At 69.6% G+C, this 26639-nt stretch carries 25 protein-coding genes; 13 read left to right on the forward strand and 12 right to left on the reverse strand.

Annotation, left to right across the window (positions count from 1 at the left end; genetic code table 11):
• Positions 1 to 74: 74 nt before the first annotated feature.
• Both tolQ and ACP2AD_RS06680 read right to left on the reverse strand, forming a co-directional pair.
• Positions 75 to 767 (reverse strand): protein TolQ, encoded by a 693-nt coding sequence (tolQ, locus tag ACP2AD_RS06675; protein ID WP_425229309.1) that lies wholly within the window; start codon positions 765 to 767, stop codon positions 75 to 77.
• Positions 764 to 1222, reverse strand: coding sequence for a YbgC/FadM family acyl-CoA thioesterase (locus ACP2AD_RS06680; RefSeq protein ID WP_425229310.1), 459 nt, complete (start codon positions 1220 to 1222; stop codon positions 764 to 766). Before ACP2AD_RS06680 ends, tolQ begins: the two co-directional genes overlap by 4 nt.
• Before the next feature lie 147 nt (positions 1223 to 1369).
• Here ACP2AD_RS06680 and ACP2AD_RS06685 point away from each other — a divergent pair, with 147 nt between their 5' ends.
• Both ACP2AD_RS06685 and ACP2AD_RS06690 read left to right on the forward strand, forming a co-directional pair.
• A complete protein-coding gene (locus tag ACP2AD_RS06685) occupies positions 1370 to 1765 on the forward strand; it encodes a hypothetical protein (RefSeq protein ID WP_425229311.1) in 396 nt (131 codons plus the stop codon).
• Entirely contained in the window at positions 1758 to 1967 is a 210-nt protein-coding gene (locus ACP2AD_RS06690; protein WP_425229312.1) for a helix-turn-helix transcriptional regulator, read from the forward strand. Before ACP2AD_RS06685 ends, ACP2AD_RS06690 begins: the two co-directional genes overlap by 8 nt.
• Positions 1968 to 2022: 55 nt before the next feature.
• On the opposite strand, the gene ACP2AD_RS06695 is transcribed toward ACP2AD_RS06690, so the two are convergent.
• Positions 2023 to 2745, reverse strand: coding sequence for a dienelactone hydrolase family protein (locus ACP2AD_RS06695; RefSeq protein WP_425229313.1), 723 nt, complete (start codon positions 2743 to 2745; stop codon positions 2023 to 2025).
• Positions 2746 to 2822: 77 nt separating this feature from the next.
• Between ACP2AD_RS06695 and ACP2AD_RS06700 the strand changes: the two genes are divergently transcribed.
• The 3 genes from ACP2AD_RS06700 (at position 2823) to ACP2AD_RS06710 (ending at position 4348) form a co-directional block, all read left to right on the forward strand.
• Positions 2823 to 3278, forward strand: a complete 456-nt coding sequence (locus ACP2AD_RS06700) for a GNAT family N-acetyltransferase (protein WP_425229314.1) — start codon at positions 2823 to 2825, stop codon at positions 3276 to 3278.
• Positions 3279 to 3282: 4 nt separating this feature from the next.
• Positions 3283 to 3969: a 2,3-diphosphoglycerate-dependent phosphoglycerate mutase gene (gene gpmA, locus ACP2AD_RS06705; RefSeq protein WP_425229315.1), complete on the forward strand. Its 687-nt coding sequence runs from the start codon at positions 3283 to 3285 to the stop codon at positions 3967 to 3969.
• Positions 3970 to 4054: 85 nt separating this feature from the next.
• On the forward strand, positions 4055 to 4348 hold the full coding sequence (locus ACP2AD_RS06710; protein WP_425229316.1) for a hypothetical protein: 294 nt from the start codon (positions 4055 to 4057) through the stop codon (positions 4346 to 4348).
• A 52-nt stretch (positions 4349 to 4400) separates the two neighbouring features.
• On the opposite strand, the gene ACP2AD_RS06715 is transcribed toward ACP2AD_RS06710, so the two are convergent.
• Positions 4401 to 5168 (reverse strand): tryptophan 2,3-dioxygenase, encoded by a 768-nt coding sequence (locus ACP2AD_RS06715; RefSeq protein ID WP_425229317.1) that lies wholly within the window; start codon positions 5166 to 5168, stop codon positions 4401 to 4403.
• A 199-nt stretch (positions 5169 to 5367) separates the two neighbouring features.
• Here ACP2AD_RS06715 and purE point away from each other — a divergent pair, with 199 nt between their 5' ends.
• Both purE and ACP2AD_RS06725 read left to right on the forward strand, forming a co-directional pair.
• The gene (purE, locus tag ACP2AD_RS06720; RefSeq protein ID WP_425229344.1) at positions 5368 to 5823 is read left to right on the forward strand and encodes a 5-(carboxyamino)imidazole ribonucleotide mutase; all 456 of its coding nucleotides are present in this window, start codon (positions 5368 to 5370) and stop codon (positions 5821 to 5823) included.
• Positions 5824 to 5884: 61 nt separating this feature from the next.
• Positions 5885 to 6997, forward strand: a complete 1113-nt coding sequence (locus ACP2AD_RS06725; protein ID WP_425229318.1) for a 5-(carboxyamino)imidazole ribonucleotide synthase — start codon at positions 5885 to 5887, stop codon at positions 6995 to 6997.
• Positions 6998 to 7136: 139 nt separating this feature from the next.
• On the opposite strand, the gene ACP2AD_RS06730 is transcribed toward ACP2AD_RS06725, so the two are convergent.
• The 3 genes from ACP2AD_RS06730 to ACP2AD_RS06740 form a co-directional block, all read right to left on the reverse strand.
• Positions 7137 to 7436, reverse strand: coding sequence for a hypothetical protein (locus ACP2AD_RS06730; protein WP_425229319.1), 300 nt, complete (start codon positions 7434 to 7436; stop codon positions 7137 to 7139).
• A gap of 2 nt (positions 7437 to 7438) precedes the next feature.
• Positions 7439 to 10303, reverse strand: coding sequence for a M16 family metallopeptidase (locus tag ACP2AD_RS06735; protein ID WP_425229320.1), 2865 nt, complete (start codon positions 10301 to 10303; stop codon positions 7439 to 7441).
• A 63-nt stretch (positions 10304 to 10366) separates the two neighbouring features.
• Positions 10367 to 12481 carry a penicillin acylase family protein gene (locus tag ACP2AD_RS06740; protein WP_425229321.1) on the reverse strand — a complete coding sequence of 705 codons (2115 nt, stop codon included), beginning with the start codon at positions 12479 to 12481 and terminating at the stop codon, positions 10367 to 10369.
• A 164-nt stretch (positions 12482 to 12645) separates the two neighbouring features.
• Here ACP2AD_RS06740 and ACP2AD_RS06745 point away from each other — a divergent pair, with 164 nt between their 5' ends.
• Positions 12646 to 13005, forward strand: coding sequence for a YciI family protein (locus ACP2AD_RS06745; RefSeq protein ID WP_425229322.1), 360 nt, complete (start codon positions 12646 to 12648; stop codon positions 13003 to 13005).
• A complete protein-coding gene (locus ACP2AD_RS06750) occupies positions 13005 to 14264 on the forward strand; it encodes an RNA polymerase sigma factor (protein ID WP_425229323.1) in 1260 nt (419 codons plus the stop codon). The genes ACP2AD_RS06745 and ACP2AD_RS06750 overlap by 1 nt, the downstream gene beginning before the upstream one ends.
• Here the strand turns inward: ACP2AD_RS06750 and ACP2AD_RS06755 are convergent.
• The gene (locus ACP2AD_RS06755; RefSeq protein ID WP_425229324.1) at positions 14261 to 15334 is read right to left on the reverse strand and encodes a hypothetical protein; all 1074 of its coding nucleotides are present in this window, start codon (positions 15332 to 15334) and stop codon (positions 14261 to 14263) included. The two genes, ACP2AD_RS06750 and ACP2AD_RS06755, sit on opposite strands and share 4 nt — an antisense overlap.
• Positions 15335 to 15453: 119 nt before the next feature.
• Between ACP2AD_RS06755 and clpB the strand changes: the two genes are divergently transcribed.
• A complete protein-coding gene (gene clpB, locus ACP2AD_RS06760) occupies positions 15454 to 18030 on the forward strand; it encodes an ATP-dependent chaperone ClpB (RefSeq protein ID WP_425229325.1) in 2577 nt (858 codons plus the stop codon).
• A gap of 118 nt (positions 18031 to 18148) precedes the next feature.
• Here the strand turns inward: clpB and ACP2AD_RS06765 are convergent, their stop codons facing one another.
• The 4 genes from ACP2AD_RS06765 to xseA form a co-directional block, all read right to left on the reverse strand.
• The gene (locus ACP2AD_RS06765; RefSeq protein WP_425229326.1) at positions 18149 to 21352 is read right to left on the reverse strand and encodes a TonB-dependent receptor domain-containing protein; all 3204 of its coding nucleotides are present in this window, start codon (positions 21350 to 21352) and stop codon (positions 18149 to 18151) included.
• 243 nt (positions 21353 to 21595) lie between these two features.
• Positions 21596 to 22459: a M23 family metallopeptidase gene (locus ACP2AD_RS06770; protein WP_425229327.1), complete on the reverse strand. Its 864-nt coding sequence runs from the start codon at positions 22457 to 22459 to the stop codon at positions 21596 to 21598.
• Positions 22456 to 22656 (reverse strand): DUF2093 domain-containing protein, encoded by a 201-nt coding sequence (locus ACP2AD_RS06775; RefSeq protein WP_425229328.1) that lies wholly within the window; start codon positions 22654 to 22656, stop codon positions 22456 to 22458. Before ACP2AD_RS06775 ends, ACP2AD_RS06770 begins: the two co-directional genes overlap by 4 nt.
• Before the next feature lie 64 nt (positions 22657 to 22720).
• The gene (gene xseA / locus ACP2AD_RS06780) at positions 22721 to 24112 is read right to left on the reverse strand and encodes an exodeoxyribonuclease VII large subunit (RefSeq protein WP_425229329.1); all 1392 of its coding nucleotides are present in this window, start codon (positions 24110 to 24112) and stop codon (positions 22721 to 22723) included.
• On the opposite strand from xseA, the gene purD reads away from it, so the two are divergent.
• The 3 genes from purD (at position 24111) to ACP2AD_RS06795 (ending at position 26485) form a co-directional block, all read left to right on the forward strand.
• Positions 24111 to 25397, forward strand: a complete 1287-nt coding sequence (gene purD / locus ACP2AD_RS06785) for a phosphoribosylamine--glycine ligase (RefSeq protein WP_425229330.1) — start codon at positions 24111 to 24113, stop codon at positions 25395 to 25397. The two genes, xseA and purD, sit on opposite strands and share 2 nt — an antisense overlap.
• 114 nt (positions 25398 to 25511) lie before the next feature.
• A complete protein-coding gene (locus ACP2AD_RS06790) occupies positions 25512 to 25850 on the forward strand; it encodes a hypothetical protein (RefSeq protein WP_425229331.1) in 339 nt (112 codons plus the stop codon).
• 41 nt (positions 25851 to 25891) lie between these two features.
• Positions 25892 to 26485, forward strand: a complete 594-nt coding sequence (locus tag ACP2AD_RS06795) for a hypothetical protein (protein ID WP_425229332.1) — start codon at positions 25892 to 25894, stop codon at positions 26483 to 26485.
• The last annotated feature ends 154 nt before the right edge of the window (positions 26486 to 26639 follow it).

Raw genomic sequence — 26639 nt, forward strand, 5'->3', positions numbered from 1 at the left:
GGGAGGCGAGCCCCCTCCGTCACGCGTTTCTCGCGCGCCACCTTCCCGTCCCGGACAGGAATTTCTCGTCACCCTCACTTCACCGCGTCCAGCTGGCGCGACAGCGTGGTGTGGAAGCCGTCCGAAAAGCGCGACAGCCCGGCCTCGACCCGGTTCACGCCGTGGCTGAACCGGTTGTACGCGATCACCGCTGGGATTGCGGCGAACAGCCCGATCGCGGTCGCGAACAGCGCCTCCGCGATCCCCGGCGCGACCACCGCCAGCGACGAGTTCTGCGCCTGCGCGATCCCGGTAAACGACCGCATGATCCCCCACACCGTCCCGAACAGCCCGACGAACGGCGCCACCGAACCGATCGTCGCAAGCACGTTGAGCCGGTCCGCGAGCCGGTCGATCTCGCCCGCCGCCGCCGCGTTCATCGTCGTCGCCAGCCGTTCGCGCGTCGCCACCCGGTCGACGCCTGCGCCCGCGGTCGAGCGCCGCCATTCGGCGATTCCCGCCGCCATCACCCGGGCGGACGGCAAGTCCTGCTCGCCTTGCGCCTTGTAGAAGGCGTCGATATCCTCCGCCTGCCAGAAGGCGCGCTCGAACCCGCGCATCGCCTTGCGCGCGCGCCGCAGCCGCAGCCCGAAGGTGAGGATGATCGCCCAGGTCCAGATGCTGGCGAGGAGCAGCCCGCCCATCACCACCTTCACGACGATATCGGCATGGAGGAACAGCGCCACCGGCGACAGGGAGGCAGGGTCGGTAACCAGGACAGGGTTCACTGAAGCTCCTCGGGCGCGAGCAGGGTGCGGAAGATCGCGGTCCAGGCCTCGGGCTGACGCTTCGCACGACCGCCCGGCGCGACCAGCGCCGCCGTCACGCTCGCCTCGGTCAGGAGAAGCGCGCCGCGCATGACCCGCTGCTGAATGACGACGCCCGCCGCACGCACCGCGGTCAGGCCCGAGACGACCACCAGCGCATCGTCGAGCCGGGCGGGCGCGGCGAAGCGGATGCGGAGATCGGCAACCGCATAGGCCCCCTCACCCGCCGCGAACGCCGCACGCTGGTCGATGCCGGCCAGCCGCAGCATGTCCGACCGCGCGCGCTCCATGAATCGGAGATAGTTTGCGTGGTAGACTACGCCCGACAGGTCGGTGTCCTCAAAATACACGCGCACGGGATAGCGATGCTCGGCACCGGCGAAGCGGCCCGTGGTCGGCTGATCCTCCGGCGTCACCTCCCCGCCATTAACCACGCGCGAGTCGGCGCGAAAGCCTCTTGCGATGATGTAACCTAAGGGTTACTTGTCACCTACAGGTTACAGGGGATGATGATGACCGATATCGAAACCGCCGACCGCCTCTTGCGCAGCCGCGCCCGAATGATGCCGGCGCTGGCCGCGATGTTCGTTGCACAACAGGTAAGCTATTTTGCCGGCACGCGCATGGACGAGGGGACACGGCTGGTGAACCGTATCGCGATTGGCGGATGGCTGGCGCTCTCGATCGTCCTGCTCGTCGGGCTGGCGAGCGGGTTCGACTGGCTGAAGAGCGCACCGGTCCGGGCACTGATCAACGACGAAAATACGCGCGCCAACCGTGCCGAGGCGTTCCGCCTGGGGTTTTTGGCGACGATGATCTCGGCGTTCACGCTCTACGTCGTCTCGCTATTCGAACCGATCGGCGCTCGCGGAGCGATCCACATCCTCACCGCCATCGGGATCTCGGTGGCGTTGCTGCGGTTCGGCATGCTTGAGCGGCGCGCGCTGAAGGATGGTTGAGCGGCTCGCCAACACGCTGCGCGAAGAACGCGGCCGGCGCGGCTGGACCCAGGCCGAGCTGGCCGAGCGCGTCGGAGTGAGCCGCAAGACGATCAACACGGTCGAGAACAACGTCTTCGTGCCCTCGACGCTGCTGGCGCTCAAGCTCGCCGCCGCCTTGGGCCGGCCTGTGGAGACATTGTTCCGCATCGACCACGATTGACGCCGACCCTCCGTCCGCCGGGGCCGATCGATCCCTTGCCGCCGGTCGAGAAGCGTCAGCCGAACAGCTCGGCCAGAAAGTCGTCCGCCGCACGCCAGCCGCGCGCCGCCGATCGCGGTTGGTAGCCGACGCCCGGCACCCCTAATCCGGCCGCGCTCTCGTCGGTAAAGCCGTGACCGGTGTCGCCGAAGGCGTGGAGCTGCCAGTCCGCCTTGCCCTCGGTCAGCTCGGCCGCCAGCGCCACCACCGCGTCGGGCTTCGCCAGCGGATCGTCCCAGCCGTGGCTGACGAGCAGCTTCATCGCGATCGGCGAGACATTGGCATAGTCGGGCCGATGGAAGACACCGTGGAACGACACGCCGCCGAGCACATCCTGCCCCGATCGCGCAAGATCGAGGACACACAGCCCGCCGAAGCAGAAGCCGATCGCCGCCGTCTTTGCCGCATCGACCGCCGGATGAGCTTTCAACGTCGCCAGACTCGCCGCCAGCCGGTCGCGCAGCTGTGCCCGGTCGGCGAGGCACTCGTTCATGTAGCGCCCCATGTCCGGTCCGCGCTCGGCGCGTTTGCCCTGACCGAACACGTCGGCGACGAAGCCGACATAGCCAACACCCGCCATCCGCTCGGCGACCCAATTGTCCGCCTCCTTCTGCCCCAGCACGTTGGGGAGGATCAGCACGCCCGGGCGTTGGGCGGCCGCCGCGGCGTCGTGGGCGAAGACGCCTTCGAACGGACCGCCGGGGCCGTCATACACCTTGGTTTGCCGCTCGATCGCCATCGCGTCTGCTCCTTCGCTTGCCCGTTCGTGCCTGCCCGCTAAGGCGTTGGCCGGGGAGCGGCAAGGGAGGCGTACGGGTGGAGATCAGAGAGGACGATCCCGGTTCGTCCGCGCTTGCCGAGCTGCTCGCGCAGCACGTGGCGTTCGGCCGCGCCCATACGCCGCCCGAAAACACGCATGTCCTTGTCCCCGACCGGCTGCGCGACCCGGCGATCACCTTCTGGACAGCGTGGGAAGGCGAGACGCTGCTCGGCATGGTGGCGCTAAAGCAGATCGCGCCCGATCATGCCGAGGTGAAGTCGATGCGCACCGCCGACGCGGCGTTGCGCCGGGGCGTCGGCCGCGCGCTGCTCGACCATCTGCTCGCCGTCGCTTGCGCACGCGGTTACCGGCGCGTCCGTCTGGAGACCGGCACCGCGCCGCCTTTCGACCCCGCCACCCGGCTGTACGAACAGGCGGGCTTCGTGGACGGCCCCGCCTTCGGCGGCTATCCGGCCAGCCCGCACAATCGCTTCATGTATCTGGACCTCTAAACCCATGCCCACGCTCGTCCTGATCCGCCACGGCCAGTCCGCCTGGAACCTGGAGAACCGCTTCACCGGCTGGTGGGACGTCGACGTGACGGCGAAGGGGGCGGAAGAGGCGCGGGCTGCGGGGGCGCTAATGGCGGCGAAAGGGCTCGATTTCGACCTCACCTTCACCTCGCTGCAGACGCGCGCGATCAAGACGCTCAACCTGGCGCTGGAGGCGATGGGGCGGCTGTGGCTGCCGGTGGAGAAGCACTGGCGGCTGAACGAGCGGCATTACGGCGGGCTGACCGGGCTCGACAAGGCGGAGACGGCGGCGCGGCACGGCGAGGATCAGGTCAAGGTCTGGCGGCGCAGCTTCGACATTCCGCCGCCCGTGCAGGCGCTGGGCAGCGCTTATGACCTGTCCGCCGACCGGCGCTATCACGGCATCGAGGTGCCGCGGACCGAAAGCCTGAAGGACACGATCGCGCGGGTGCTGCCCTATTGGGAGGGGCGGATCGCCCCGGCGCTGCGCGCGGGCGAGCGGGTGCTGATCTCCGCTCATGGCAATTCGCTGCGCGCGCTGGTCAAGCATCTGTCGGCGATCCCCGACGACGCGATCACCGGGCTGGAGATCCCGACCGGGCAGCCGATCGTCTATCAGCTGGACGACGCGCTGCAGCCGCTAGACCGCTACTATCTCAGCGAACGCTGAACGGCGGCTGCCAGCGTCGTTCAGCGCCGTCTCACGAACGTCGCGCTAAATCCCTTCCGTGGGTTGCCCACACGGGAGAACGACCATGTCGATCAAGACCATCATCCTCGGCCTCACCGCCGTCGCCAGCGTCGCGCTACCGGGCGTCGCCTCAGCGCAGTCCTATGGCGGCGGCTACGGCAATGGCGGCTATTACGGGCAGCGCTACGACGATCGAGGCGGCTATCGCAATGACGAGCGCGACTATCGGTTCGACGACCGTCGCGACCGGCACCGCTGGGAAGAGCGCCGCCGCTGGGAAGAGCGCGAGCGTCGCCGGGCGTGGGAGCGCGCGCATCGCTTCCACGATCGCTACGACGGCTATGATCGCGGCTATTAACGCTGATTGACCTCCGCTGGCTGGCGGGTGAGCGCTCCCTTGGCGGGGGCGCTCACAACCGCGTCCGCAGGCTCCACAGCTCTGGAAAGGCGCGCTTGGTCAGCGTGCCTTCCAGATAGCCGACGCCGGGCGTGCCGCCGGTGCCGCGCTTGCCGCCGATGATGCGGCTGACCGTCAGCACGTGCTTGTGCCGCCACGTCGCGAGCGCATCGTCGATATCGACCAGCTTCTCGGCGAGCTGATACAGCGCCCACCAGCGGTCGGGGTCGGCATAGACCGCCGCCCACGCCGCCTCGACGCCGTCGCTCGGCGTGTGGGGTTGCGGCCAGTCGCGCGTCAGCGTCTCGTGCGGCATGTCGAACCCAGCCGCGGCGAGCGCGGCGTTGGCGTCGTCCCAGAGGCTCGGTTCGCGTTCGAACCGCGCGGTCAGCTCACCGCCACCGCTGCCTCCGCGCAGGCCCAGCAGCACCTCGACGCTGCGGAACTGATCGGACTGGAAGCCGGAGCTGCCGCCGAGCACGCCGCGAAAGCGCGTGTAGTCGGCGGGCGTCATCGTCGCGAGCACGTCCCAGGACAACGTCATTACCGCCTGGATGCGGCTGACCCGCGCCAGGTTCTTGTACGCCTCGGTCAGCTGCCCGGCGCGGATCAGCGCCTTCGCGGGGAGCAGCTCGGCGATGATCTGCTTGAGCCACAGCTCCTTGGTCTGGTGGACGATGATGAACAGCAGCTCGTCGTGTCGCTCCGACAGCGGCTGCTGCGCGGTCAGCAGCCGGTCGAGCGACAGGTAGCGGCCATAGGTCATCGGTGCGTCGGTCATCCCCGGGCCATAGATCACGACGCGCGCCAATCTAAGCCCCGCCCCATTAGGAAGGGATTGGATTGGGCCTGTCCCTCAACCCGTTCGCGCGTCGAGAGGCCCCACCCTCCGGCCCTCCCCCTGAGGGAAGGGGAGAGCATTGCCCGCGCTCCGCTCCGTCGCTAACCTCCACGCCGTGGGGGCGCTGGTCGGCATCATCATGGGCTCGCAGTCCGACTGGGACACGATGCGCCATGCCGCGGCGACGCTCGACACGCTGGATGTCGCCTACGAGACCCGGGTGGTGTCGGCGCACCGGACGCCGCAGCGGCTCTACGATTATGCCGGAGGCGCGGCAGCGCGCGGGATCAAGGTGATCGTCGCGGGCGCGGGCGGCGCGGCGCACCTGCCGGGCATGGCGGCGGCGATGACGCACCTGCCGGTGCTGGGCGTGCCGGTCGAGTCAAAGGCGCTGGCGGGTATGGATAGCCTGCTCTCGATCGTCCAGATGCCGGGCGGCGTGCCGGTGGGCACGCTCGCGATCGGCAAGCCCGGCGCGATCAACGCCGGGCTGCTGGCGGCGGCGATTCTGGCGACGGGGGACGAGGCGCTGGCCGCTCGGTTGCAGGCCTGGCGCGCGGCGCAGGCCGAGGGCGTGGCGGAGGAGCCGGCCTAATCTCCGTTCGCCCTGAGCTTGTCGAAGGGCCGCTCTTCTCATCCGGGCTGAAGGAAAGACGGTGCTTCGACAATCTCAGCACGAACGGACAATAGTGGCGCCGGGCGCGACCATCGGCATCCTGGGCGGCGGGCAGCTCGGGCGGATGCTCGCGATCGCCGCGGCGCAGCTCGGCTATAAGACCCACATCTTCGCGCCCGAGGCGAGCGGCCCCGCGACCGAGGTCACCGCGCACTGGACGCAGGCGCGGTTCGAGGACGCCGACGCAATGCGCGCCTTTGCCGCCGCGATCGACGTCGCCACCTATGAGTTCGAGAATGTCGATCCGCAGGCGGTGAGCTACCTTGCCGGGCGGGTCGCGGTGCATCCTTCCGCCCGCTCGCTCGACGTTTCCCGCTACCGTCCGCACGAGAAGACGCTCGTGACGTCGCTCGGCGGCCGCACCGCCGCCTGGGCGCCGGTCGACGACCTGGCCAGCCTGCATGCCGCGGTCGCCCAGGTCGGCGCACCCGCGATCCTGAAGACGACGCTGTTCGGCTATGACGGCAAGGGGCAGGCGCGGATCGATACCGAGGGCGAGGCCGAAGCCGCATGGACGAGCATCGGCCAGCCGCCGCGCCCGCCGGTCGGGCATGCGGCGATTCTGGAAGCGCGGGTCGACTTCGCCGCGGAGTTCTCCGTCCTGCTGGCCCGCTGCGCGGACGGCGCGTGCGCGGTGTGGGACGTGCCGGAGAACGTCCATCACGACGGCGTACTGGCGACCTCGGCCCTCCCCGCCTCGCCTTTGGTGTTGGCGCAGGCGGAGGAGGCCGTCGCGCTGACCAGGCGGATCGCCGACGAGCTGGACCATATCGGCATCCTCGCCTGCGAGTTCTTCGCCACCGCCGGCGGCCCGGTATTCAACGAGATGGCGCCCCGCGTCCACAATTCGGGGCATTGGACGATCGAGGGCGCCGTCACCTCGCAGTTCGAGAACCACATCCGCGCCGTCTGCGGCCTGCCGCTCGGCGCGACCGCGCTGACGGGCGCGCGGGTGACGATGGAGAACCTGCTCGGGGCCGACGCAGACCGCTGGCCGAAGTTCCTGGCCGAGCCGGGCGCGCATCTCCACCTCTACGGCAAATCGATGCGCGCCGGGCGCAAGATGGGGCATGTGACGCGGGTGGAAAGGTGATCCTCCCCGCTCGCGGGGAGGTGGCAGCTGCGCCGGCGGCTGACGGAGGGCGCAGGCCGCGAGTAAACCGCTCGCGGAGAACGCCCCCACCACTCGCCTTTGGCGAGTGGTCCCCTCCCCGCCCGCGGGGAGGATCAAGCTAGGCCGATCGCGTGCCGCTCAGCGGAAAGCTGCCGAACGCGCCCGCGCCGACGGTGCCGGTCAGCGTGTCGCCATCCGCTGTCGCCTGACAGTCGAGCGTCATCGGCATCGGCACCGTCATCTGTTGCTTCCAGCTGATCGTCTCGCCGTTCGCGTCGCCCGAGATGTCGCTGGAGCCCATCGCGCCCGAGACGTTGCCGCTCCACGTCGAGCCATCGGTCTTGACCGTCACCGTCATCTTCTGGTCGCCCAACGGGCTCTTGACCGTGCAGTCCCAGCTGCCGTCGACGTCCGCCATGCTCACTCTCCCTGATGCGCCGCCGCGGAAGCGCCCGCGACCGATGATGCCGGCACGACCTCGACCGGCAGCCCCAGCCTGTCAAGCTGCGGCCGGACCGTCCGCGCGTCGCCGACCACCACCCAGATCGCTCGATCAGGATGAAGCACCCCACCGATCGCCGCGGTCAGCTGCGGTTGGGTCAGCGCCCGATAGCGCGCGGTGATGCGTCCGTAATAATCGTCCGGCCGGCGGAGCAGGTCGTTGCGCTGCATCGCGCCGAGCACGTCGCCCGCGGTCTCGAAACTGCCCGGCAGCTCGCGGATCGAGCCGGTAATGGCGCGGTCGAACTCCACCGCCGTCAATGGCTGCGTGGTCAGGAACGCGCTGACATCCTCACGTAGCGCCGCCAGCGCCGCGCCGGTCTGGTTCGCCTGCACGGGCGCACTGATGTAATAGGGCGCACTATGCTCGTTGGCGCGGAAGTTGCCGTTGACGCCGTAGGACCAGTGGCGGTTCTCGCGCAGGTCCATGTTAATGCGGCTGAGGAAATCGCCGCCGAGCGCGTCGTTGGCAGTCTGCAACGGCAGCAGATCGTCGGTGCCCGCCAGCGCCGTCGGGATCGCTCCGACGATCACCGATTGCGGGCTGTCCGGCCGGTCGATCAGCACGATCCTCGGCCCGGCCGGCTGAGCCGCCGCAGCGAAGCTCTTGGTGCCCGCCGCGCCCGTCGCGGTCCAGGTGCCGAACCGCGCCTCCAGCAACGGCTTGATCTCGGCGAGTGGCCGGTCGCTGGTGACGAAGATCCTGGCCTTGTCGGGGCGCAGCCATGCCTGCTGCCAGCTGCGCAGATCGGCGGGCGTCAGTGCGGCCACCGCGCGCGGGTCGCCACCGCCCATCGCCTTGGCATAAGGATGAGCCGCGCCGTAGAGCAGCTGCGGCATCACGCGCGACGCCAACGCCTCGGGCCGGGTCAGCTCCTGCGCGATCCCCGCCAGCTGCTGCTGCCGGACGCGCGCGACCTCGCTGTCGGCAAAGGCGGGGCGGCGGACGATATCGGCCCACAGGTCCAGCGCGGGCGCGAGATTGCCGCTCGGCACCGCCAGCGTGACGCTGCTGCGGTCCAGCGACGAGCCAGTCCCGATCGACGCGCCCAGCCGCTCCTCCGCCATCGCAATCGCGATCGAATCGAGGCTGCCCGTGCCCTCCTCCAGCATGTTCATGGTCATCGCCGCGGTGCCCAGATGCCCCGGCACGTCGGCGGCGACGCCGGCGTCGAAGCTGATCACCGCCTGCGTCACCGGCACTGCGGTGCGCTGTGCATAGACGATCTCGATACCATTCGAGAGCCGGTCGCGGGCTACCGCCGGGAAGGTCAGTCCGGTCAGCTCGCCAACCGCCGGCAGCGTCATGCCGCCGCGCGAGTTGCGGGGTTGCAGCGTTGGCGCGGGCCCGGCCGGGGCGGCGGGCGGTGCCGCGGCCTCTGCATAGGCGTCGCGCGCGCCCGGTACGACCGTCAGCGTATAGGCCGGCCGGGTCAACCAGCGGTTCGCCGCCGCACGCACGCTCGCCGGAGTCTGGCGCGCCAGATCGGCCAGCTCGCGCCGGTAATGGCCGGGGTCGTCGAAGAACAGCGCGCCCTCGGCAAGCGTAACTGCCTTGCCGCCGAAGCCGCCGACCGACTCGAGCCCGAAGATCGTGCTCGACGCGGTCTGGGTCACGACGCGGCTTACTTCATCGGCGCTCGGCCCCTCGCGCAGGAACTGAGCGAGCACCTCGTCGATGCGGCGGCTGGCGACCGCGGGGTCCACCCCCGGCCTGACCAGCGCGCGGATCGTGAACACCCCGGCCCCGCGCATGTCATCGTTATAGGCCGATACCGATGTCAGCAGCCGGTCGCCCTTGACCAGCGCGTTGTCGAGCCGAGAGGAGGCGAGCCCACCCAGCACCCCGCTCGCAACGTCCAGCGCCGCCGCATCGGCGTCGTGGATGCTCGGCACCGGCCAATTCTTGGTGATCATCACCGCGGCCACGCGATCGCGGATCGTATCACTGACCGGCGCCGGCAGCCGCGGCACGGTCGCCGCCGGGAAGACACTCTGCGGCCCGCGCGGGATCGGGCCGAAATACCGCGCCGCCAGCGTCCGTGCGGTTGCCGCATCGACGTCACCCGCCAGCACCAGCACCGCGTTGTTCGGTCCATAATGGTCATGGAACCAGCCGCGCACCGTTTCCAGCGTCGCGGCGTCCAGGTCGGCCATCGAGCCGATCACGGTATGCCCATAGGGCGTACCGGCCGGGAACAGCCCGCCATAGAGGCGATACTGCACCAGGCCGTAAGGCTGGTTGTCGCCCTGCCGCTTCTCGTTCTGGACGACGCCGCGCTGCTCGTCGAGCACGCCCTGCGTGATCGCACCGGTCAGCCAGCCCATCCGATCGGACTCGAGGAACAACGCCCGCTCCAGCGCGCCGGTCGGCACCGTCTCGAAATAATTGGTGCGGTCGAAACTTGTGGTGCCGTTGAGGTCGGTGGCGCCGATACTTTTGAGCGGCACGAAGAAATCATCGGGCGCGTTCTCGCTGCCGTTGAACATCAGATGCTCGAACAGATGCGCGAAGCCGGTGCGCCCTGCGGGCTCGAAGGTCGACCCGACATTGTACCAAACGCTGACCGCGACCACCGGCGCTTTGCGATCGGTATGGACAACGACGCGCAGGCCGTTGGGGAGGGTGAACTGTTCAAAGGGAATGTCGACCTGCCGCACGAGCTCCGCCGCCGACACGGCGGGTGCGGGACCGGCGGCGGCAGGCGCCGTCGTCTGACCAAGGGCGGGCGCGGCGAGCGCCAGGGCGGCGGCGCCGGCCAGCGCGAAGCTCTTGAAGGTCATCAGGCGATCGATCCTCTCGGTAACATTGTCTCATTAGGCGCGATGACGGCGCCAGGCAACGCGCTATGGCCGGTACACCCGCTCCACGTTGCGCGCGAGCTCGCTGCGCCAGAACCAAACCGACTTGGTGGCGTGGCGGGCGAACAGCGCCGCCTGGTCGGCGTAATGCGGCGACGCGGGCCGCGTCGTCGCGGCACCATAGGGTTGGATCGAGCGGCTGTGGACCTGGCCCTGCGAGTCCCAGGCCATGAACATGACGAAGCTGTCGCCATGCTTCACCGCCAGCCGCCCGTCGGGGTCGACGTCCCACAACGCCGCCGCGCGCAGCACGTCGGGGCCGCCATCGAGCGGCAGGTCGACATGCCCCTGCCGCAGCCGAAGCAGGTCGCCGAGCGGCACGTCGAGCCGCCCGAACCGGTCGCGCAGATGGTCGGCTGCCTTGCGCAGTTCCTCGCGCGGATCGGCTTCCGGCTTGCGCTGATAGTGCCACGCCTGCCCCGCGCGCATCAGCAGCACCGCCAGTCCGTCCGCTGGCCCGCGTCCGTCGAAGTTCCAGTCCCATTGCCGCAGCAGCGCCTGCGCATGCGCGATCTGGTCGTCACCGCGCGGGTCGACCGCGAGCAGGTCTGCGAACCACTTCGCCGCCCAGCCCCGCCTGCTGACGCCCGTGTCATATTTGATCTGTTCCAGCTCCGCCTCGCCGATCCGCGGCGTCGCCAGCATCAGCTCGACCGCCCGCGTCGCGCGGTTGGTGGTGTCGCGCTCGACGCCGAGCAGCGGCGGCTGGGCTGCCAGCTCCGACCCCGGCCCGCTCGCCAGATAGGGTGAGTTGTTGGCGTTGATGAGGAAACCCGAGGGCGGGTCGACATGCTGCGGCACCTGCGCCCAGGGCACGGTGCCGGGCGCATAGTCGCGCGACGTGTCGCCGGTCAGTACTCGGCCGTAATCGAACCCCGGCCGCCGGTTCGGAAAGCTGGCATTGTAGACATGCGCGATCCGTCCCGTCGCATCGGCATAGACGAAGTTGGTCGCGGGCACCCCCTGGATCGCCAGCGCCGCCTGCCACTCGGACCAATTGCGCGCCCGCGTCAGCCGGTAATATTCCTCCACCATCCGCAACTGATCCGCGCCGCCGTAACGGATCGCGAAGGTGCCGTGGGCCGTCTCGATCGCCGGGCCCTGGATCGCGCGCAGCACCGTCTTTGGCACCGGCAGCACGAATGGCCCCCACAGCTTGACCGGCAGCCAGACGCGGGTGCGCTCCAGCGGCCGCCACCGACCGTCGAAGCGATAGCGGCCGCCGTCGGTAGTCAGCCGGTAGACGTCGATCAGGTCGGGACGGTTGACCGTGTTGGTCCAGCCCAGCGTCTCATTATGCCCCAGCAACGGATAGGGCGCGCCGGGGAAGGTCGCGCCCGCGAAATGCCAGCCGGTGCCCGACTGCACCGTCAGCTCGTACCAGGCGACGCCGCCGCGCCAGGGCTGATGCGAATTGGACACCAGCCGCGTCCAGCCGTCGGTCGACCTGCGCGGCGCAACCGCAAAGGCGTTCGACCCGTTCTCCGCCGGCTGCGTCCCCAACGGTGTGCCGAACGGCGCGTCGAGCGGTGCCTGCTCAGCGGGTAACGGCGTGCCGCCCGCCAGCGCGCCGAGCACGCCCTCCAGCCCGAAGAAGAAGGGTGAGCGCACCACGAAACCGAGCGCCACGTCCCGTCCGTTGACCGGAAAGAGTTTCGCCAGCCTCACCTCGTCGGGGTGCCGCCGCGCGTAGGCATTCAGCCCGGAGGCATAGCCATCGAGCAACAGGCGAACGTCGGCGGGCTGTCGGTCGTAATCGCGATCGACCGTCGCCTGCGCGCCGAGCAGGTGGACGACGTAATCCGTCTGCGCGCCCTCCTTCCCGGTCATCGCGCCCAGCCGCCCGCGGGTCATCGCCAGCACCTCCTGCAAGGTGCTGAAGTCATCCTCGGCATGCGCATAGCCGATTCCGTAGGCGACGTCCGGATCGGTCCGCCCGAAGATATGCGGCACCCCCCATCGATCGCGCGCGATCACCGTATCGTAGCGACGCGCGGGCGGCGCCGTGGCGCGCGTCGCGAGCAGCGGCTCCCACGTGGCGAGACCGAGCAGGATGAGCGCGAGGACGATGCCGAACCCGGCCAGCAGCTTACGAACCATGCCGCTCGTCTACGACCGTGCGTCGGTAAGCGAAAGCGGCCATGCCGTGTGGCCCGTGACTGGCGACGTGTCGAAATCCCGCCGCCCCGCCGCACATCGACACATGCGGCGCGACGCCGCATCTATGCCGCGGGATGCGGCATAGCTCACGCAAAGGAACCGCCATGCATTACATGCTCCTCTTCAACGAAACCGCCGCCGAGCGCGGCAAGCGCGACGATGCCGCTGCCGCTCCCGCCTATTGGGGCAGCTGGAACGCCTATATGGGCGCGATCGCGCAGGCGGGCGTAATGGTCAGCGGCAACGGCCTGCAACCGCCCGAGGTCAGCACGACGCTGCGCATCGAGAACGGCCGCCGCCAGGTCGTGGACGGACCGTTCGCCGACACTAAGGAGATGCTCGGCGGCTATGTCATCCTTGACGTCGCCGACCTCGATGCGGCGCTCGAATGGGCCGGCCGCGCGCCCTGTGCCGCCGCCGGGTCGGTCGAGATTCGACCGGTGATGACGCCGCCCGCGAACTGATGGCGGCGCGCGATCCCGCGCGCGAGGCCGAAGGGATCGCGCGTTCGTCCTATGGCCGGCTGCTGGCGATGCTGGCGGCGCGGTCGGGGGACATCGCGGCGGCGGAAGATGCGCTGGCCGACGCGTTCGCCGCCGCCCTTGTCCAATGGCCTCGCGAGGGCGTGCCGCACAACCCGATCGGCTGGCTGGTGACGGTTGCGCGGCGGCGCATCGGCCATGGCGCCGCCCGCCGCCGCACCGCTGAGGCCGGCGCTGCGGTCCTTGCGCTGCTCGACGACGAGCGCGCGACGAATGCGCCGGACCTGTACGGCGACAATCGCCTGGCCCTGATGTTCGTCTGCACGCATCCCGCCATCCAGCCCGAGGCACAGGCGCCGTTGATGCTGCAGACGGTGCTCGGGCTTGATGCAGCGCGGATCGCCGCCGCATTTCTGGTGTCGAGCCCGACGATGAGCCAGCGGCTGGTCAGGGCGAAGCGCAAGATCCGCGATGCGTCGATCGCCTTCGAGGTTCCTCCGCCCGACGACGTGCCTGCACGGATCGAGGGCGTGCTCGCCGCGATCTATGCCGCGTTCGGGACCGCCTGGGAGGATGTCAACGGTGCCGACGACACGCTGACCGGCCTCACCGCCGAAGCGATCTGGCTCGCGCGGCTGCTCCATCGGCTCGCGCCGTCGGACCCGGAAGTGCAGGGGCTGTTGGCGCTGATGCTGCATTGCGAGGCTCGGCGCGACGCCCGGCGCGATGCGGCGGGCCGGTTCGTGCCGCTCAATCTACAAGATATGGCGCGATGGTCGCGACCGATGATCCTCGATGCGGAGGCGCTGCTGCACGCCGCGGCGACGGCAGGTCGCCCCGGCCGCTACCAGACCGAGGCGGCAATCCAATCGCTTCATGCCCAGCAATGCCTGACCGGCGAGCGCCTCGCCGCGCCGCTGGTCCGCCTGTACGACGTGCTCGCCGCCTTTGCGCCGACCACCGGCGTCCTCGTCGCGCGCGCGGCCGCCTATGGCGAGAACGGAGACATCACGGCCGGATTGCGCCAGCTCGGCGCGATCGGCGGCGCCGCAACCTATCAGCCCTGGTGGGCGGCGCGGGCGCGGCTATGCCGGCTGGCGGGCGATGACGCCGCGGCATGGCTGGCAGCGCAGACGGCGGCGGGCCTGACCAGCGATGCCAGCGTCCGCCGCTTCCTGCTCGACGGCGGACTGCGTGATGAAGCGGCCGCCGGCGGGCGTTCCCCAGGGTCGCACGATTAGACCTGTCGCTTCCTCACGGACCAGACGAACCCGTCATACCAGAAATGGAGCAGCGAGCAGGCGATGAACGGCGCCAGCAGCCAGCGCGGGTTGACGTTCACCGCTGCCGCATAGGCGACCCCGAACAGCGCGCAGCCGCCGCCGAACAGCAGCGCAGCCCGCCACAGCGTCGCCCCGCCCCGACCCTGCCCGCGCATGCGCTGCCCTTCCTTGAGCCACACCAGCGCGAAATACTGGACCGCGTGATAGATGTTGACCACCGCCAGCGCGACCACCGGCGGCGAACAGCCCCAGGCCAGGATCGACACCGCGCCCGTGGTCACCAGCGTCGCCGCCTTGTGCGCGGGCAGGCGATAGCCGTTGCGCATCGCACGGGCGTAGTCGACCCCGGCCCAGCCCAGCACGGCGAGATAGGCGACGATCGCCGCGTCGCGCACGCCGGCGGCATGGGCGCCGAACACGCCGGGCACGCCTGTCAACGCCGCCAGCGCAGTTCCGTCGAGCTTCGCGAAATAATGAAGGTGAATGGTCAGCGCCGCGCCCGCGGCGAGCGGCCCGACATACAGCGCCCAGTTGAGGCGCAGGTCGGTGGCGCGCAGCATCGACGGCGGATTTCCCGCCTTCATGTCGTAGAGCCGCGAAAAGCCGAAATTCTGCATCGCCGAGTGATGGACGTCCCACGCCACCGCGACCACGCTGGCCAGCAGCAGCAAGGTCGGCGACGCCAGCAGCGCGCCGACTAGCACGATCGGGACGATCACCAGCCGGGTGCGGTGCGCGGCGAACACCTCGCGATTGCCGTAGGCGCGGGGCACGACCGCGATCAGATGCGCGAAGGTCAGGACGCTGACGCCTGCGAACAGCGCCGCCACCGCATGATGCTCGACCGCCGGCATGCCTAAAAGGTCCGCACCCCGCAGCCACAGCTGGACCAGCAGGAACGCCGCCAACGGCGCCCCCCAGAACAGCAGCGCGTCGGCGCGCGGGCCGATCAGCGCCAGCGACCGGTCACGTAACGAGCCGGTGACCAGCGGCGCCGGCGCATCAATGTCGAAAATCCGCGTCGCCATGCAACCCTCTCACGCGTCTCGGGACGGGCTAGACTTTCGCGCTTAACAAAGTCTTGTGTTGCCCAATTGCAACACTATCTCGGCGGGCAGATACGGCCAGGGAGCAGGCAGGAGCATCCATGAATCTCGAGAAGTTTACCGATCGCGCGAAGGGCTTCCTGCAGGCGGCGCAGACCGTAGCGATCCGCCTGAATCATCAGGGGATCACGCCCGAGCATGTCCTGAAAGCGCTGTTGGAGGATGAGCAGGGCATGGCTGCCGGGCTGATCGGCGCCGCGGGCGGCGATGCGAAGCGCGCGACCGCCGAGGTCGACGCGGCGTTAGCGAAGCTGCCCGCGGTCACCGGCTCGGGCGCGCAGAGCCAGCCGGGGCTGACCACCGATGCGGTTCGCGTGCTCGACCAGGCCGAACAGATCGCCGCGAAGGCGGGCGACAGCTTCGTCACCGTCGAGCGGCTGCTCCTCGCGCTGGCGCTGTCCACCGGCCCGGCGGGACGCGCACTCAAGACGGCGGGCGTCACGGCGGAGGGGCTGAACGGCGCGATCAACCAGCTGCGTCAGGGCCGCAACGCCGACACGGCGGGCGCGGAGGACCGCTATGACGCGCTCAGGAAGTTCGCCCGCGACCTGACGCAGGCGGCGCGCGACGGCAAGCTCGATCCCGTGATCGGCCGCGACGAGGAAATCCGCCGCACCATCCAGATCCTCGCGCGGCGCACCAAGAACAACCCGGCGCTGATCGGCGAGCCGGGCGTCGGCAAGACCGCGATCGCCGAGGGGCTGGCGCTGCGTATCGCCAATGGTGACGTGCCGGATACGCTCAAGGACCGGCGGCTGATGGCGCTCGACATGGGCGCGCTGATCGCCGGCGCCAAATATCGCGGCGAGTTCGAGGAGCGGCTGAAGGGCGTGCTCGACGAGGTCAAGGCGGCGGACGGCGACGTCGTCCTGTTCATCGACGAGATGCACACGCTGATCGGCGCGGGCAAGGGCGAGGGCGCGATGGACGCGTCCAACCTCTTGAAGCCCGCCCTGGCGCGCGGCGAGCTGCACTGTGTCGGCGCGACCACGCTCGACGAATATCGCAAGCATGTCGAGAAGGACCCGGCGCTGCAACGGCGATTCCAGCCGGTATTCGTCGGTGAGCCGAGCGTCGAGGACACGGTCTCGATCCTGCGCGGGCTGAAGGACGCCTACGAACGTCACCATGGCGTGCGGATCGCCGATGGCGCGCTGGTCGCCGCGGCGACTTTGTCGAACCGCTACATCACCGACCGCTTCCTGCCCGACAAGGCGATCGACCTGATGGACGAGGCCGCCAGCCGCATCCGCATGGAGGTGGAGAGCAAGCCCGAGGAGATCGAGACGCTCGACCGCCGCATCCTGCGCCTCAAGATCGAGCGTGAGGGACTGAAGCGCGAGGATGACGAGGCGTCGCGCGACCGGCTGCGCCACATCGAGACCGACCTCGCCAATCTGGAGCAGCAGTCGGCGGAGCTTACCACGCGCTGGCAGGCCGAACGCGACAAGATCGCGGGCGAGGCGAAGCTCAAGGAACAGCTGGACGCGGCCCGCCTCGAGATGGAGCAGGCGCAGCGGGCGGGCGACCTCGCCCAGGCGGGCGAGCTGTCCTACGGGCGCATTCCGGCGTTGGCGAAGCAGCTCGCCGATGCGCAGTCGGCGACCAAGGGCGCGATGCTGCGCGAGGAAGTGACCGCCGAAGACATTGCCGGCGTCGTCGCACGCTGGACCGGCATCCCGGTCGACCGGATGCTAGAAGGCGAGCGCGAGAAGCTGCTCCATATGGAAGACGCGCTCGGCAAGCGGGTGATCGGCCAGGCCGATGCGGTGCGCGCGGTGTCGACGGCGGTGCGGCGCGCGCGCGCCGGGCTGCAGGACCCGGGGCGGCCGCTCGGTTCGTTCCTGTTCCTTGGGCCCACCGGTGTCGGGAAGACCGAGCTGACCAAGGCGCTGGCCGAGTTCCTGTTCGACGACGCGAGCGCGATGGTGCGGATCGACATGAGCGAGTTCATGGAGAAGCACGCGGTCGCACGGCTGATCGGTGCGCCGCCGGGTTACGTCGGCTATGAGGAAGGCGGCGTCCTGACCGAGGCGGTGCGGCGGCGGCCCTATCAGGTCGTGCTGTTCGACGAGGTGGAGAAGGCGCATGGGGACGTGTTCAACGTCCTGTTGCAGGTGCTCGACGACGGGCGTCTGACCGACGGCCAGGGGCGGACGGTCGATTTCAGCAACACGCTGATCATCCTGACGTCGAACCTGGGCTCGCAGTTCCTGGCGCAGCTGGGCGAGGACGAGCCAGCCGAGAAGGTCGAGCCGCAGGTGATGGAGATCGTCCGCGCGCATTTCCGCCCGGAGTTCCTCAACCGGCTGGACGAGATCATCCTGTTCCACCGGCTGGGGCAGGCGCATATGGGCCCGATCGTCGACATCCAGGTCGGCCGCGTCGGCAAGCTGCTCGCGGATCGCAAGGTGCAGCTGCACCTGACCGACGCCGCGCGCGTGTGGCTGGGGCGGGTCGGATACGACCCCGTCTACGGCGCGCGGCCGCTCAAGCGCGCGGTGCAGCGCCATCTGCAGGACCCGCTCGCCGATCTGATCCTGCGTGGCGAGGTCAAGGACGGCGCGACGGTCGACGTCGACGAGGGCGAGGGGAAGCTGGCGCTGACGGTCGGGTAATCGCCGACGCCCCGGCCGGGTAGCAAAGCTCCGCGCCGGATAGAGACGACGATCGCACAAAAGAGAAGGGCGGCCCCTCGCGGGACCGCCCTTTATTTATTCACCTAAGCAGTAACGCTTAGAACTTAACGCGCGCACCGACGCGGAAGTAGCGGCCGATGATGCCCGCATTACCCCACGCAGGGTTGTACTGATAAGCACCGTAGGTCGAGGGATCGTAAGGTGCATGGGCGTTGGTGACGTTCAGGATGTTGCCGTACAGCGTGAAGTTGTCGTTCACACGGACGTTGGCCGTCACGTCGCCGTAGATGAAGTGCCGCACGCGGCAGGCGACCACAGTATTGCCGTCACGATAGGTCGTGAAAGACCCACCGTTGCTGAGCGGCGTACCGTTGATCCCGGTCCCGTAGCAGGCCTGGCCGTCCGGCGTGTTGCCGTCGTCCGCCGCGCCCTCCGAATAACCCGCCGTGTAATAGGCGGTCCCGGTCAGCGACACCCGACCGAAGTCGAACGTGTTCTGCCACGACGCGCGATACTGCGGGGTGCCCGATGCCGAGGTCGTCTGGTACGCACCCAGCGAGTCCTCGTACCGCTGCTTCACGCCATTGATCGTGGTGCTGAGCTCGATGACATAGGTGCCCTCGAGCGAGCTGGTCCAGCGAATGCCCGGCGTGATCTGATAGGCCGTCTCCAGGTCGACATCGATACCCGTCGACTTGGCAGAGTTCGCGTTCACGAACCCATATTGGATCGTGGACAGCAGCGGAAACGGCGCGGCGCCAGCGGGGAGTGTCGCGAACCCGACCGTGTCGACCGTCACGCCGGTCACGCCGGTGGTCAGATTGTTCACGTTTCCGGCAGCATAGTAGGCGGCGATCTGAGGACCGTAATCAGCACCGGTGATCAGGTTCTTCTTGTAGATGTTGTAATAGTCGATGCGCAGGCTGACGTTGCGGATTGGATTGAGCACCACGCCGGCGGTGAAATTACGCGCCGTCTCCGGCTTCAGATTGGGGTTGCCGACCGAGGTCAGACCTAGGCTGTACTGCGCGGTGCAATAGGTGCCGGCGGCCGCGGTGCAGCGGGCAATATAATTGGACGGCGGGGTCTGGGTGATGAAGCCCGTCGTCGGCAGGCCGAACGACTCGGCGAAGCTCGGAATACGGAAGCCTTCCGAATAGGTGCCGACCAGCGAAATCTGATGCACCGGCGTGAACTTGGCGCCGATCTTCGGCGAGAAGTGGCTCTGCCCCGAGCTGTAGTGATCATACCGGCCCGAGCCGTTGATCAGCAGCTGCTCGAAGATCGGCGCATTGATCTCGAAATAGCCCGACTCGACGTTACGCGACCCGCTCGTGCCGAACCGGTTGAGGTTGATGGTGTCGTAGGGGTTCTGCGGGTTGACCGCATTGGCCGACGGCGCAACGATCTCCTCGTGGCGATAAGATGCGCCGACCGCGATACCAAGCGGACCACCCGGCAAGTCGAACAACTGCTTGCGGATCGTGCCCTGAACCTGGCTCAGTTCCGAGCGGGCGTTGTTGATCCTCGTCGGCGCGAGGATGTTGCGCTCGGCCGCCGTGTTGGCTGCCTGATTGACGAAGTTGTACGACCCGTCTGCGATCACGTTGAGCAGCGACTGCAGGTTGGGATAGCCCCGATACGTCGCCTTCAGATCCTCGCGCATGTAGACGCCTTCGAGGCTGTAGTCGAAGCCGCCGCCAAAGGTGCCGTTGATGCCGCCCGCCGCGCGATAGGACCGGGTCAGACGCTCGTTGGACAGGTTGATACCGTTGAGGCGCGTTATGATTCGCGCCGTCTGGCCTGCTGCCGCAAACGGATTGTTCGGGTTGAGCGTTCCGTTCGCCGCAGTGCAGCCCGGTGTGGTCGGCACGCTGTTCACGAAGGTCGCATTGGCGCCGTTGAGCGGGCAGACATAGATCGGCAGCGCGATCGCCGCCGATGTCGGCAGCGCGCCGTTGATCGTCGCGCCGCCGTTGGGCGAAGCGAAGCGGATCGACGCCGGCGCGCCGGTGTAGAACACGTCCGACTGGTAGAAGTTGAACTGGCCATACGCCTGGGTGTTGTCGCCCAGCTGCAGCGTCAGGCGCGCCGAGGCGCCGATGCGTTCGATCTCCGGCGAGATGACGCTGTAGTTCTGGACGTTGTCGACCTGGCAGTTAGTCAGCGCCGCCGTCGTGTTGGCAGCCGCCTGCGCCGCGTTCAGCGTGATGCTGGGGAACGCGCCGCAGCCCGCCGCCGTATTGAGCAGCTGGTAGCGCGAGCCGGCGATCGCGCCGTTGGTCGCGGTGTAGGGACGCACGATCGGGATCACCGTCGTGCCGATGCCGACATAGGTTCCGTCGGAATTCACACCGTTCTGCACACCGTTCGGACGGCAGGTCTGCGTGCCCGGCGCGACGATGACGGCGCCGGTGGTCTGGTTGTAGACGCCGACGCTCGGGGCGCACAGCCCGCTCAGGTTCGACGTGTTATATGGATAGCCGCGGTCCGCATTGTAGAGCGGATCGTCATGCTGATACTCGCCCGAGACGTAGAAGTTGAAATGCTGCTCGGTCAGATCGCCATAACCGTAGGTCGCGTCGAAACGCTGCTCGGTGGTGTCGCCCTGCTCGGACGTGCCGGCCGAGCCGTTGATGCGCAGGCCGGTGATCTGCTTGCGGGTGATGACGTTGATCACGCCCGCGACCGCGTCGGCGCCGTAGGTCGACGACGCGCCGTCCTTCAGCACGTCGATGCGCTCGACGATCGCGTTGGGGATCGAGTTGATGTCGACGAAGTTACGCGTGCCGTCGTCGGCCAGCGGATAGTAAGCGGCACGCAGACCGTCGAACAGCACCAGCGTCGAGTTGGTGGTCAGGCCGCGCAGCGACGGGGCGGACGCGCCCGATGCGAACGCGCCGTTGGCCGAGAAGGAGTTGGGCAGCGTGCCCGAGCCGTTGGCCGACAGGCGCTGGATCGCCTCGGTCACGGTGTTGATGCCCCGCGCTTCGAGATTGGCGGCGGTCAGCGTGGTGACCGGCGACGGCGTCTCGGCATTGCCGCGGAACAGCGAGCCGGTGACGACGACGTCGGACTGCGCCTGATCCTGCTCCGAGCTCTGGGCGGTGGTCTGGGTGCGCTGACCCTCGATCGCGACCGAGGAGGGGGTCTGCTGACCGTTCGAGCCGGGCACCTGCGTCGCGTCCTGCGGCGTGGTGCTGCCGGTCTGCGCGAAGGCGGGCGCAGCGGTCATCGCGAGCAGCAGCGCCGTCGCCGACGCGCCGGTGCGGAGAGAACGGGTGAAATCGATCTTCGTCATAGGAAACCTCTTTAAGTTGCCGGGCGATGGGCGTTGCCCGGCAGCAGGCCTGACCCCCACGGAGGCATCGCGAGCCCCCGCATAGGAATACCGCGGCATGGCGGTTGTCCGGCATTCATGTAAAGGCGCTGTTCATCCTGCAGCGCGGTTTCGCGCCCGACTGTAACCTAGATGCAACAGCGAAACGCCACGGGCGACGACCCGGCGGCGGACGGGATCGAGGCCCGGTCGATCCAGGTGGAGCTAGCGCATCGGCCCCGCGACCAGCAGCGGGTCGAGGCGCGCGTCACGCCAGGTCAGCCCCCAGTGGAGGTGCGGCCCCGTCACCCGCCCGGTCGCGCCAACCGCGCCGATCGGCTGGCCCTGCTCGACCAGCGCCCCCTCGCGAACGTCGATCCGCGACAGGTGCATCAACGCGCTGATCAGCCCGCCGCCGTGATCGATCATCAGCAACCGCCCTTCCAGCGTGAAGGGCGGATCGGCGACCAGCACCACCCTGCCCCGGCCGGGCGCGCGGACCACCGTGCCGGTCCCCGCCGCGATGTCGATGCCGCCATGGTAGCCGCCCGCGATGCCGCCGCGGTACACGCGCTGCGCCCCGAACAGCCCGCGTACCGGGCCGGTCAGCGGCCAGGCGAGCGGGCGGGACCAGCCGTCGAGGCGCGGGTCGGCCTGCCCGCCGTTCGCCTGGGTACGCGCGGCGGCGATGCGCGCCAGTTCGGCCGGCCGGCGCGCGTCGAAACCGGGCGGGTGGAACATCGCGTTCACCCGCTCGATCCGCCACGCCCGCGGCCGGACCTCGATCGCCAGGCGCTGCTCGCGTCCATCGGCGAACCGCCCCACCAACGTCTCGACGGCGGGCGCGTCGCGGTCGAGCCCGATCATGAAGCGGCCATTCTGCAGCGCCGCGGGCCGGTCCGGCACATCTGGCGCGACCAGCGTCAGCCCCGTGACACCGGGCGCGACCGTCCCGGACAGCAGCGCGCCCTGCACGGCCTGCCCGGTCCACCGTGCGGCCGGCGACGGCTCGGCAACGGGCGCAGACGGCCGCTGCGGCGTCGCCCCCGCCGCCGCGGTCAGCACCAGCACGGCCCCGAGCGCCTTCAAAGCGGGCTCAGCACCTCGCTGGCGATCGCGGCGGTCGCATAGGCTTCCTGCCGCGCCACGTTCCAGTAGCGCAGCTGCTCCATCGGAATGCGCGCGCGCGACACGGCGCAGAGCACATGGTCGCCGGGCGTCACCACGCGAAACCCGTTCGCCAGATAGTGCAGCCGCGCCGGCCGGTCGGTGTTGGACATCAACATGGGGCGGGGCTGTAGCGCATCCGTTGGCGATCTTCACCCCCTCCCCCTGGAGGGCTGCAGGCCATCACAGCAGCGACGGTTGCTCCGGCCGCGCCGCCGCGAGACGCGCGGGCGACGGACGGCGGCGCTCCTCGCCTTCGACCGCCACGTCGACGCGGCCCTTGCCCTTCATCCGCAGCGTCAGCGCCCCCGCCGCCCGCGCCGCGGCCGCGTCGGTCACCGTCCGCCCGCCCTCGGATCCGTTGGACCGTGTCGTCACCCGCGCATAGCCGCGCTCCAGCACCGCATCGGGGTTGAGCGAGCCGAGCAGCTTGCTCGCGAGCCCGGCCCGCGCCCGGTCCTGCTCGATGCGCCGGTCGAGCAGCGCCGGACGCAGCACCGCAGCAATCCGCCCGAGCTGGTCGCGCGCGCGCGCCGCCCGCCGCTCCAGCGCCAGCGCCAGCCGCCCCGCCGCCTCGTCGGTGCGCTGGCGCTGCGGCCCGAGCAGCTGGTCGCGTCGCGGCAATAGGCGCGCCAGCATCGCCGCCCGCTCGCGGCCGCGCTCCAGGTAACGCCGGGCGCACCGCTCGGTCCGCGCGGCGTGACTCTCGACCGTCAGCCGCAGCTCGGCCAGCACCGGCACCGCCAGCTCGGCGGCCGCGGTCGGCGTCGGCGCGCGCAGGTCGGCGGCGTGGTCGCACAGCGTTGTGTCGGTCTCGTGCCCCACCGCGGAGATGACGGGGATACGGCAGGCCGCGACCGCGCGCACCACGGCCTCTTCGTTGAACGCCCACAGATCCTCGATCGACCCGCCGCCCCGCGCGACGATCAGCAGATCCGGTCGGCCGTCTTCCAGTGCGTCGAACCCGGCGATGGCGGCAGCAACCTCTTCCGCGGCGCCCTCGCCCTGGACCTTGACCGGCCAGACCACGACCTGCGTCGGGCAGCGGTCCGCCAGCCGGTGGAGAATGTCGCGGATCACCGCACCCGTCGGGCTGGTCACGACGCCGATGATGCGCGGCAGGTAGGGCAGCGGCTGCTTCGCCAAAGCGTCGAACAGCCCCTCCGCCGCCAGCGCTGCCTTGCGCCGATCGAGCAGCGCCATCAGCGCGCCCGCCCCCGCCAGCTCCATCCGCTCGACGACGATCTGGTACTTCGATCGCCCCGGATAGGTGGTCAGCCGCCCGGTCGCGATCACCTCCGCGCCATCCTCGGGCCGGAAGGCGAGGCTCGACGCCGACCCACGCCAGATCACCGCGTCGATCACCGCGTCCTCATCCTTGAGACACAGATAGCAATGCCCGGACGCGACCCGCTTTAAGCCGCTGATCTCGCCGCGCAGGCGGACATGCCCGAACTCGGCCTCGACCGTCCGCTTGAGCCGCTGCGACAGCTCGCTGACCGAGACCGCGGGCGCGTTGTCGCCGGGCACCGGCTCGGCTACCAGCCTCGCCGTCTCGGAAAAGGGGTCGGGCATGAACGTCCTGCTGATCGGCGGGGGTGGGCGCGAGCATGCGCTGGCGTGGAAGCTGGCGCAATCGCCCGGCCTAGATAGGCTGTACGCCGCGCCGGGCAATCCCGGGATCGCCGCGTATGCCGAACTGGTGGCGCTCAACCTCGTCGACCACGATGACACGGTTGGCTGGGCCATCGCTCATGATATCGCGCTTGTCGTCATCGGGCCGGAAGCGCCGTTGGTCGATGGGCTGGCCGACGCAGTGCGCGCCGCCGGCATTGCCTGTTTCGGGCCGAGCAAGGCCGCCTCACAGCTCGAAGCGTCCAAGGCGTTCACCAAGCGCCTGTGCGACCGCACCGGTATTCCGACGGCGCGTTATGAGCAGGTCGAGACGATCGACGCGGGTCTCGCAGCGTTGAACCATTTCGGCTTGCCCGTCGTCGTCAAAGCGGACGGACTAGCCGCCGGCAAGGGCGTGACCGTGGCGCAGACCCGCGCCGAGGCGGAGGAAGCATTAAACGACATCTTCGCGTCGCATCCGACCCTTGGCGAGCATGCTATGCAAATCCCGTGGGCGGCGCCCGTCATTGAGGAATTCCTGAGCGGCGAGGAGGCAAGCCTGTTCGTCCTCGCCGACGGGACCGCTTACGTTCCCTTCGGCAGCGCGCAGGATCACAAGCGGGCCGGTGACGGCGACACCGGGCCGAACACCGGCGGGATGGGCGCGTACAGCCCCGCCCCCGTCCTTACCCCCGCGCTGGAACGCCGCGCGCTTGACGAGATCGTCGCCCCGACGCTGCGGGCGATGGCGGACGCGGGCACGCCCTTCTCGGGCGTGCTCTACGCCGGGCTGATCCTGACCGCGAGCGGGCCCAAGCTGATCGAGTACAATGTCCGCTTCGGCGATCCCGAGTGCCAGGTGCTGATGGCGCGCTTCCGTGGCGACCTGCTCGCAACCCTGCTCGCCGTGGCGGAGGGACGCCTCGCCGACCTGCCGCCGCCCGATTTCGCGCCCGGCCCGGCGCTGACCGTCGTCGTTGCCGCCGCCGGCTATCCCGGCCCGCCCCGCCCCGGCGGCGCGATCGGCGGCATCGGCCACGCCGAAGCGACCGGCGCCGCCGTCTTCCAGGCGGGCACGCGGCTCGACGACGGGCGGCTTGTCGCAAGCGGCGGCCGTGTCCTTGCCGTCACGGCCTGCGCTGCCGATCTCGGTGGGGCCCAGGAAGCCGCGTACCGCGCCGTCGACCTGATCGACTATGCAGACGGCTTCCACCGCCGCGACATCGGATGGCGGGCACTCGGCTGACGGCCCATGCCGGGCGGGCAGTGCTCACCCAGACTTCATCAGCCGTTCAGCCGACCGCCGCTCGACTGCGCCGAGCTATGTGATCCATCACATTGCTATCCGAGGGGCCGGATCATGCGTCGCCGTTCGCCCGTCATCTTCGTCACCGTCCTTGCGTTACTTACCTCCGCCGCGCCCCCGCCGCCCCAGCAGCGTTCGCATGCGACGACGGAGAAGCCGCGCTGGCCGGCGCGGTGCCGCGCGGAGGAGCCGATCGCCTATCCCCGCTGCGTTCCCTATGCGCCGGCGTTCGGCCAGCGGCTGCGCGGCGACACCTATCTCGGGAGCTACGGTTTCGCCGACATCCGGGCGCTTGCAGGCGATCCGCGCAGGCCGTGGCGGGAGCAGTTCATCGCGCTCACCCGGCTGGCGGAGCGCGGCAGCGGCGGCGGTGCGGGCGGCGGCGGCCGGTAAATCCCTTTCCGCCCGGCCTTTACGTGCGGTAGAGGCGGCGCATGAGCCAGCCCGCCACCCCCGCGACGACCGGTGCCTCGCAGCCGGGCCAGAGCCTGTTGCCCGACTGGACCGGCGTGATCACGACCGCGCATCTCGTGCTGATCGCGGTGCTGACGGTGCTGGTGCTGATCGCGCTGGTCTATGGCGCCCGCCTCCATCGCGCCCGCAGCCAAGCGCGCCGCGAGGTCGCCGCGCATAACGAGGCGCTGAGGGATGAAGGCGTCACGGCGGAGCCCGCCGCGGCGGCGGAGGAAAGGTTCGTCCGGGACGCCGCTGGTGAAGAGAACGCGCGTCTCCTCTCGACGCAGGAGCCTGTCACCGCCGCGCCACCTACGCCGGCCGGATCGGGGACGGCGGACGGCCCCGTCACTCAGCTCAAAGGCCTCGGCCCGCGCGTCGCCGAGCGATTGGCCGCGGAGGGGATCACCACCGTCGGCCAGATCGCGGCGCTGACCGACGACGACGCCAACGCGCTCGACGCGCGGCTGGGGCCGTTCACGGGGCGAATGGGCCGCGACCGCTGGCTGGAGCAGGCGCGCTTCCTGGCGGCGGGGGATGTTAAGGGGTTCGAGGCGGTGTTCGGGCGGCTGTAGGCGCGGCCACGTCCGCGCCGGCGCGGCCGGCAGAGCCCGGCCCGGCCGGCGGGCCGCGCAACCGAGCCCGTCCGACGACGAGGGCCTTTGCCCGCGGGCGGGCCGCCCAGTCGTTGCGCCCTCCCTGCGGGGTCACCTGGCCGGAATCGCCAAG

It is taken from the genome of Sphingomonas sp. (genome assembly GCF_965248875.1).
GTDB lineage: Bacteria > Pseudomonadota > Alphaproteobacteria > Sphingomonadales > Sphingomonadaceae > Sphingomonas.

Excerpts from the sequence above, each read along its gene's own strand:
- ACP2AD_RS06685 (WP_425229311.1), top strand. The coding sequence starts at position 1,370 with ATGCCGGCGCTGGCCGCGATGTTCGTTGCACAACAGGTAAGCTATTTT.
- ACP2AD_RS06690 (WP_425229312.1), top strand. The coding sequence starts at position 1,758 with ATGGTTGAGCGGCTCGCCAACACGCTGCGCGAAGAACGCGGCCGGCGC.
- ACP2AD_RS06695 (WP_425229313.1), bottom strand. The coding sequence starts at position 2,745 with ATGGCGATCGAGCGGCAAACCAAGGTGTATGACGGCCCCGGCGGTCCG.
- gpmA (WP_425229315.1), top strand. The coding sequence starts at position 3,283 with ATGCCCACGCTCGTCCTGATCCGCCACGGCCAGTCCGCCTGGAACCTG.
- ACP2AD_RS06710 (WP_425229316.1), top strand. The coding sequence starts at position 4,055 with ATGTCGATCAAGACCATCATCCTCGGCCTCACCGCCGTCGCCAGCGTC.
- ACP2AD_RS06715 (WP_425229317.1), bottom strand. The coding sequence starts at position 5,168 with ATGACCGACGCACCGATGACCTATGGCCGCTACCTGTCGCTCGACCGG.
- purE (WP_425229344.1), top strand. The coding sequence starts at position 5,368 with ATGGGCTCGCAGTCCGACTGGGACACGATGCGCCATGCCGCGGCGACG.
- ACP2AD_RS06730 (WP_425229319.1), bottom strand. The coding sequence starts at position 7,436 with ATGGCGGACGTCGACGGCAGCTGGGACTGCACGGTCAAGAGCCCGTTG.
- ACP2AD_RS06735 (WP_425229320.1), bottom strand. The coding sequence starts at position 10,303 with ATGACCTTCAAGAGCTTCGCGCTGGCCGGCGCCGCCGCCCTGGCGCTC.
- ACP2AD_RS06740 (WP_425229321.1), bottom strand. The coding sequence starts at position 12,481 with ATGGTTCGTAAGCTGCTGGCCGGGTTCGGCATCGTCCTCGCGCTCATC.
- ACP2AD_RS06745 (WP_425229322.1), top strand. The coding sequence starts at position 12,646 with ATGCATTACATGCTCCTCTTCAACGAAACCGCCGCCGAGCGCGGCAAG.
- ACP2AD_RS06750 (WP_425229323.1), top strand. The coding sequence starts at position 13,005 with ATGGCGGCGCGCGATCCCGCGCGCGAGGCCGAAGGGATCGCGCGTTCG.
- ACP2AD_RS06755 (WP_425229324.1), bottom strand. The coding sequence starts at position 15,334 with ATGGCGACGCGGATTTTCGACATTGATGCGCCGGCGCCGCTGGTCACC.
- clpB (WP_425229325.1), top strand. The coding sequence starts at position 15,454 with ATGAATCTCGAGAAGTTTACCGATCGCGCGAAGGGCTTCCTGCAGGCG.
- ACP2AD_RS06765 (WP_425229326.1), bottom strand. The coding sequence starts at position 21,352 with ATGACGAAGATCGATTTCACCCGTTCTCTCCGCACCGGCGCGTCGGCG.
- ACP2AD_RS06775 (WP_425229328.1), bottom strand. The coding sequence starts at position 22,656 with ATGTTGATGTCCAACACCGACCGGCCGGCGCGGCTGCACTATCTGGCG.
- purD (WP_425229330.1), top strand. The coding sequence starts at position 24,111 with ATGAACGTCCTGCTGATCGGCGGGGGTGGGCGCGAGCATGCGCTGGCG.
- xseA (WP_425229329.1), bottom strand. The coding sequence starts at position 24,112 with ATGCCCGACCCCTTTTCCGAGACGGCGAGGCTGGTAGCCGAGCCGGTG.
- ACP2AD_RS06790 (WP_425229331.1), top strand. The coding sequence starts at position 25,512 with ATGCGTCGCCGTTCGCCCGTCATCTTCGTCACCGTCCTTGCGTTACTT.
- ACP2AD_RS06795 (WP_425229332.1), top strand. The coding sequence starts at position 25,892 with ATGAGCCAGCCCGCCACCCCCGCGACGACCGGTGCCTCGCAGCCGGGC.